The following is a 6258-nucleotide window of genomic DNA, read 5'->3' as shown; positions in this document are numbered from 1 at the left end:
AAATGAAACTCGTTAGAGTTTATTTGGTGTGTGTACTTTTCAATACCAAAAGTACATTACGAGTTTTTTAGTTGCTTTGAACGAAAGTTCATTTTATTTTTGTTCTTAAGTTGATGGGCATGGGGCAAATCCGGCAACTGGCTTTACAGTTGCTAACATATCTCCAGGTGGGACTAGGACAGTTACATTTCAAGTACGAGTAACTTCTACGCCATCAGGAGGTACGATTCCGAATCGCGGAAATGTGTCTGCTAATTTCGTCGTTATTCCGAATCAGCCGCCAATAACGATTAATAGACAAACGAATACAGTTGTGACACAAGTTAATACAGGCAGTTTAAATGTAATAAAAGAAGTGAATACAACACAAGCAGCAGTAGGAGATACTTTAACATATACGATTGCCGTTCAAAATACAGGAAACGTTCCGCTAACAAATGTGTTATTTCAAGATACTATTTCTTCCGCTGTTTCCTTCGTTGCAAATTCTGTAACAATTAATGGAGTACAGCAAAGTGGACTAAATCCGAATACAGGATTCTCTCTTCCGAATATTCCTGCGGCTCAAACGGTTGTAGTCACATTTGACGTAGTAATTGTACAGAATCCAGAAAATGAAGATATTTTAAATCAAGCAAATGTAACAGCAAGCTTTCAAGTGAATCCGAATGAACCACCAGTAACAATCAATGTACCGAGTAATGTTGTGAATACGACAGTACAATCAGGGAACTTTGAAGTTGTGAAAGCAGTGAATACGAATGTGGCAACGGTAGGAGATGTTTTAGTATATACAATCGAAGTTATAAATGCAGGTAGTGTACCAGCTACAAGTATATTTTTCCAAGATTCAATTCCGCCAGGGACATTATTTATTGAAAATAGTGTATTGGTTAATGGTGTTTTACAAGAGGGGGCAGATCCAGGACTAGGATTCCCATTAAATGATTTACCTACTGGCGCGAGTGTAATTATTTCATTTGAAGTATTAATTGATGAAATTCCGCCAGGGAATAATGTTGTAAATAACGCGAATGTAACTGGAGATTTTCTTGTAAATCCAACAGAGCCACCAATTACTGTGACGGTTCCAAGTAATACTGTTATGACAGTTGTTAATTCCTCAGGACTAAATGTAATGAAGAGTGTAAGCGCTACTGAAGCAGGTGTAGGAGATACACTAACATATACAGTTGCTATACAAAATAGTGGAACGGTAGTAGCGACAAATGTATCATTCCTTGATCCGATTCCAGTTGGAACCACTTTTGTAGCGAATAGTGTAACAATAAACGGGACACCTCAACCAGGTTTAAACCCGACAACTGGATTTCCACTTGCTAATATTCCAGTAGGAGGTATAGTAACAGTTACTTTCCAAGTGGCAATCACGAGTGTACCACCAAATAGAGTTCTTCCGAATAATGCGAATGTAACTGCTGATTTCCAAGTAAGTCCTCTCCAGCCACCAATTACAATTGTAACGATTAGTAATATTGTTGTGACGCGAGTGAATGTAGGATCAATTAATGTAATAAAAAGTGTAAATACACCACAAGCAGGTGTAGGAGATACGTTAACGTATACGATTCTTATTCAAAATACAGGAACTGTCCCCGCAACGAATATTATTTTTCAAGATCCAATCCCATCTGGAGCTACATTTGTAGCGAATAGTGTAACGATTAATGGAGTCGTTCAGCAAGGTGCGAATCCTATAGTGGGTTTTCCTGTTACAAATATTCCAGTTGGGCAAACTGCTACAATTACGTTCCAAGTGACAGTGACAAGCGTTCCGAGTGGTGGAAATATAAGAAATCAATCGAATGTTACTGCAAATTTCCTTATAAATCCGGCAGGACCTCCTATAACGACTACTACAAATAGTAATTTTGTAGTAACACAAGTAAATACAGCGAGACTAACTATACAAAAATCTTCATCTGTACAACAAGCAGCACTTGGAGAGACTTACACATATTCTGTTGTTATACGAAATACAGGTACAGTTGCAGCTACAAATATTTCTTTCATTGACACGATTGCTCCAGAAACAACATTTGTAGCAAATAGTGTAACGATAAATGGAACGCCTCAACCTGGATTTGATCCAAATATTGGTTTCCCGCTTCCTAATATTGCAGCTGGCACATCATTGACAGTAACATTCCAAGTGATAGTTGTTGCACCATCAACGCTTGGGGCAGTTCTAAACACAGCGTCTGCTACAGCTACTTTCTTATTGAATCCTTTACAACCACCTGTAACAACAACGAACTCAAGTAATACAACGGTAGTTACAATACCGTTACCTCCTCCTGGTGAAGTGACAGCAATAAAAACAGTAAATATTGCAACTGGGGCTGTTGGGGATGTATTAACGTATACAGTGCTAATAACGAATGTAGGAATTATCCCTGTTACAGATGTACTCTTCCAAGATGTCATTCCAGAAGGGACGACGTTTGTTGACAACAGTGTAACGATAGGTGGAATACAGCAACCTGGATTAAATCCAGAAATAGGCTTTACAGTTAGTCCGTTATTAAATGCTGGTGCGAGTATTTCTGTAACGTTCCAAGTGACCATTACGGAAATTCCTGATAATGAAGTCATATTAAATGATGCTGACGTTACATTTACTTCACAACCGAATCCGCAGGAGCCACCGATTACGCAAACGATATTAACGAATTTAGTCGTTACGACAATTAATATAGCTTCAATTTTTCCAGTAAAAATAGTAGATAAAGAGGCAGCGACGGTTGGGGAAATATTAACCTATGATGTACTAATTTTTAACTTTGGAACGGTACCGGCAACGAATGTCCAATTTCTTGATTCTAGTACGAGTGGTGTAGCATTTGTTCCAGGAAGTGTGAGTATAAACGGAGTGCCAGAACCAGGATTAGATCCGTTTATAGGCTTTGCAGTTCCAGATATACCTGTAGGTGATTTTGTACTTGTCACATACCAAGAGATGGTAACGAGCATACCTCAAGGTGGAACAGTTGTTAACTTTGTGGACGTTACGGCTACGTTTGCTGTAAGTGAAACAGAGCCGCCTATTACTGAAACGACGACAAGTAACACGACATTAACAGAAATAAATGAATCTGGTTTGAATGTTTTAAAATCAGTAAGTCAGCCGGTTGTTGCAGTAGGCGATACAATCACATATACAACAGTAGTTCAAAATACGGGAACAGTGATAGCGACGAATGTTCAATATAGTGATGTATTACCATCCTCTATAACATTCGTACCGAATAGTGTAACGATAAACGGTGTGTTACAGCCTGGATTAGATCCTAACACTGGATTCTCACTTCCGGATATAACTCCAGGTGAAAGTGTAGAAGTCACATTCCAAGTAACAGTTGTTAGCGTTCCGTCAAACGGAACAATTGCCAATACGGCAAATGTTACCGGAAGCTTTATTTTAGTACCAGGAGAACCACCAGTTATAGTAAATCAGCCAAGTAATACAACACTCACAACTGTAAATAGAGGACGCTTTAATGTTATTAAACAAGTAAATAGAGCCGCTACTCTAGTTGGAGATGTATTGACGTATACAGTGCAAATAACGAATACAGGAACAGTAACAGCTAACAATGTTCAGTTTATTGATACGATTTCAACAGGTGCGTCATTTGTACCAAATAGTGTAACGATAAATGGAGCCCCGCAACCAAACTTAAATCCGATTACTGGATTTGGAGTTGGAGATATCCCAGTTGGTGAAACAGTTATAGTGACGTTTCAAGCGACAGTTACAAACATCCCGTCATCAGGAACAATTACGAACGTTGCAAATATAACAGGAAGCTTTACTTTAGTGCCAGGAGAGCCACCGGTTGTAGTAACAGAGCCGAGTAATACGACGATAACTAGAGTGAATAGAGGACGGTTCAGCGTTATAAAATCTGTAAATAAAGAAGCGACACGATTAGGAGATACGTTAACGTATAGTGTGCAAGTTACAAATACGGGAACGGTAACAGCGACAAACGTTCAGTTTAGTGATGTTCCATCACCTAGTTTAGAATTCGTTCCTGGAAGTGTACAAATAAATGGGATTCCGCAAGTAGGTTTAGATCCATTTGTAGGCTTTGCATTGCCTAATCTTGCAGTAGGGGATAGCGTATTAATTACATTTGAAGTAAATGTAATCGCAGTTCCGCCTTCTAGTAGCATTATGAATACAGCAAGAGTAACGGGTGATTTTGAATTAATTCCAGGAGAACCTCCGTTTACAATTACGAATTCAAGTAATACGACAGTCACACCAGTAAATAGAGGCAGTTTAGATATGCAAAAAGAAGTAGATCATTCAATTGTTGGAGTAGGAGAAACAGTAAAGTATACGGTTCGAATATTAAATACTGGTACTGCTGATGCGATGAATATTCAATTTATCGATGTCCTATCTCCGGAAGCTGTTTTTGTACCAAATAGTGTAACTGTAAATGGAGTAGCTCGTCCGGGAGTAAATCCGCAGGTTGGATTTACGATTGTAGACATTCCAGTCGGTGAGACGGCGATTGTAACATATGAAGCTACGATTACGAGCTTTCCAGATGGTGGTACAGTAGTGAACGTTGCTGGGGCGTTAGCAGAATATATTTTAGTACCAGGGGAGCCTCCAGTTATAGTGATGGATACGAGCAATACAGTTATAGTGACGGTAAATACTGCAATCTTATTTGTTGCAAAAGGAGCAAACTTTGAAGTAGCGATGGTAGGAGATGTTGTCACTTATGGAATTGCCGTTATAAATGACAGTACAGTTCCTGTGACGAATATTGTTTTAACAGATATCATTGATTCGAATACTTTATTTATAAATGGCACGGTAACGGTAAATGATGTACCTCTTCCATTTGCTAATCCGAATACCGGTATTCCGTTAGGTGATTTTCAGCCAAATGACGCAGCAATTATTAATTTCCAAGTTGTAATAACAGGAGGACAAATAAATAATTTAGTTACAAATACTGCTATAGCAAATGGGCTCGCAACTGTAAATCCGAATGAGCCGCCAGTAGTAGTTGAAGGTGATAGCAATACAGTTGTTATCCCGTTTATTTCTCAAAATGTCTCAACGACAGTCGTAAAAACGGCAAATTTACAGGCAGCAACAATTGGCGATGTTATTACGTTTACGACAGTTATTACAAATACGGGGGATACAGCAATACAAAATATTCGTTTTCAAGATATGTTAGATAGTAGTGTTCAATTCGTCCTTGGAACTGTAACGATTGATAATACGCCAGTGCCAAATGTAAACCCAGTATCAGGTTTTATTATAGGAAATTTAAATCCAGGTGAAGCACGGACAGTTTCGTTCCAAGTAGTAGTGCAGAGCGCGCCAAATGGTTCAGGAAATTATATAAATCAAGCGAGTATTCGTTTCGAACATCAAGTAGGCACAGTATTGCCACCTGTTACACAAATGGTAGAAAGTAACATAGTTGTCATTCCATTTGTTCCAACGATAGAACAAATTTGTGAAACGAATCTTAATTGCTTAGGGAAAATTCCTTTTCAATGTTCTCCGTGTAATCATTTGCAAATAAATAAAAAATAAATACAGAAAGAGCATCCGGAAAAAAGGATGCTCTTTCTGTATTTATCATGTAGATTCTTTTTCGGGTGAGGTGAAAAATTCGTCGATTTTGTCGGAGAGTAGTAATGGAATGGCTCCTTTTATAACAGAAATGTCCCAGTCCCACCATGCGAGATTCTCTAGTTTGTCAATCGTTTCTTGCGGGAAACGATATCGAACAAATTTTGCAGGATTACCAGCTACAATTGCATACGGGGGTACATCTTTTGTAACAATGCTCCTGGCGCCGATAATGGCCCCGTTACCAATTGTAACACCAGATAAAATGCAGGATTGATAACCAATCCATACATCATTGCCGACTACGATATCACCTTTTGAAGAAGGGTGACCAGTAATATGTGCTCCTTCATCAAAAAGTGCATTAAATGGATAAGTTGTTATCCAGTCTGCGCGATGTTCACCGCCAAGTATGAAAACGACTTCTTCTGCTAATGAACAAAACTTACCTATTTTTAATTTTGTTTCATCGTTCCAAGAAAAAATGGTTGGCCCTACTTTACTATAAGTATAATCACCAATATCATATTTATTATATTCAGGTTTTTGATTTAAATATAACATGCTTCTTCAGCCTCCTTTCTCAATTAAGTGATACGTATGGAATATTATATGCAAGATGT

Annotated in this window: 1 protein-coding gene and 1 pseudogene; one reads left to right on the top strand and one right to left on the bottom strand. The window is 38.4% G+C overall.

What is annotated here, in order from left to right; genetic code table 11:
- Positions 1-121: 121 nt before the first annotated feature.
- Positions 122-5596 (top strand): annotated as a pseudogene (locus tag ACS2CR_RS15510) (DUF7507 domain-containing protein); the annotation flags it as partial.
- A gap of 45 nt (positions 5597-5641) precedes the next feature.
- On the opposite strand, the gene ACS2CR_RS15505 reads toward ACS2CR_RS15510, so the two are convergent.
- Entirely contained in the window at positions 5642-6199 is a 558-nt protein-coding gene (locus ACS2CR_RS15505; protein WP_000966305.1) for a CatB-related O-acetyltransferase, read from the bottom strand.
- Between the last annotated feature and the right edge of the window lie 59 nt (positions 6200-6258).

The sequence above is a fragment of the Bacillus cereus group sp. BceL291 genome (assembly GCF_051776705.1).
Taxonomy (GTDB): domain Bacteria; phylum Bacillota; class Bacilli; order Bacillales; family Bacillaceae_G; genus Bacillus_A; species Bacillus_A cereus.
This window is presented reverse-complemented; position numbering and strand designations above follow the sequence as displayed.

Bases quoted from the DNA above. Each gene is read 5' to 3' on its own strand.
- ACS2CR_RS15505 (WP_000966305.1), bottom strand. From the start codon at position 6,199: ATGTTATATTTAAATCAAAAACCTGAATATAATAAATATGATATTGGT.